We start from the raw sequence: 1,219 nt of genomic DNA, 5'->3' as shown, positions 1-1,219 counted from the left end.
GTGCCGCATCAGACGCCTCACGGTCCCAAGCCGTCAAGTGGGCGGCCGCAGTGCCTGTGTAGCTTTGCTGACTGTTCGATTAGCAGCGCAGGGGGGAGTCTCGGTGGATGTGGTGCGGGTCATGGAAGCGCTGGCCGAGCAGGGGGTCACGGTGCTGTTCAAAGCCGATGCCGAGCGCATGCGTGAGGGCAGGAAGCCATGGACATTCGTCGCAAGCGGGAACCCGTTTCACGAGGATCTCCTGGTCCGGACGGATGCCGTGTCGGTAGAGGCATGCCTGAAGACGTGCCTGCCGCAGCTGCGCGAACGCGGGCTGGTCATTCCTGAGTAGGTCGGACTGCTCTGTCCGTTGCGCGGTGTGTGGTCTATGCGGCCGTAGCCGTGACTGTCGGGACTTCAGCCGGGGCCGGGAAGGCCAGCGCTTCATCGAACGGTTCGTGGGCCTGGATGCAGTGGTAGAGCTGTCCGACCAGGCGATTGAACAGGTTGCGCAGAGCAGAGGCGTGCCAGTCGCCGCGTTCGTCGCGTCGGCGGCGGTAGTGGGCTTTGGCTCCGGGCGAGGTGGTCAGGGCTGCGAAGGCCCAGAGGTAGCCGGCGTGGTTGAGCCGGTCGTTCTTCACTCGGCGGCGGGTGATGCTGGACTTCTTCCCGGAGGCCCTCGTGATGGGCGAGGAGCCGGCGTAGGCCTTGAGACCGCGGGCGTCAGCGAACCGGGTGTGATCGTCACCGATCTCTGCCAGCACCCGGGCGCCGAGCTGGAGGCCGAGTCCGGGGAAGCTGAGGATCACCGCAGCGTCCGGGTGCTGAGGGAAAGCCTCTTCCACCGCCTGGGCCAGGTCGTCGGCGGCGGTGCAGGCTGCTTCCAGCTGGCAGAGGAGGGCGAGCATCTGCTTGCCCAGGGCGTCCTCGACCAAGGGCGGCTGGTGGGCCCAGTCGGCGTGCAGGGCGTCGCGGAGCCGTTCGGTGTCAGCGGCGATGCCGCGCTTGCGGCCGGCCCGCTTGAGGGCCGCCGTGATCTGCGGGCGGGTCAAGCGGGCGGCCCCGGTGGGGGTGGGGGCGAGTTTGAGGAGCTCGCGGGCCTCGGGTCGGCAGAGTCCGTTGGTCCAGGCGGCGAAGGCGTCCAGAGCTGCGGGGTAGTACTCGCGCAGCAGGGAACGGAGCTGGTTGGAGATCTGCTGGCGATTCCACGTGGCGTCCTGCTGAGCGCGGGCCAGAACGG

2 protein-coding genes are annotated in these 1,219 nt (G+C 68.4%); one reads left to right on the top strand and one right to left on the bottom strand.

What is annotated here, in order from left to right; all coding sequences use genetic code 11:
• The coding region (locus tag ACGFU7_RS48215) for a hypothetical protein (RefSeq protein WP_393705175.1) at window positions 1–331 on the top strand (331 nt) is incomplete at its 5' end.
• A gap of 34 nt (window positions 332–365) precedes the next feature.
• Here ACGFU7_RS48215 and ACGFU7_RS48210 read toward each other — a convergent pair.
• Window positions 366–1,219: transposase (locus ACGFU7_RS48210; RefSeq protein WP_393705173.1), on the bottom strand; the 854-nt coding region annotated here is incomplete at its 5' end.

This window comes from Streptomyces sp. NPDC048473 (assembly GCF_043200155.1).
Taxonomy (GTDB): domain Bacteria; phylum Actinomycetota; class Actinomycetes; order Streptomycetales; family Streptomycetaceae; genus Streptomyces.
This window is presented reverse-complemented; position numbering and strand designations above follow the sequence as displayed.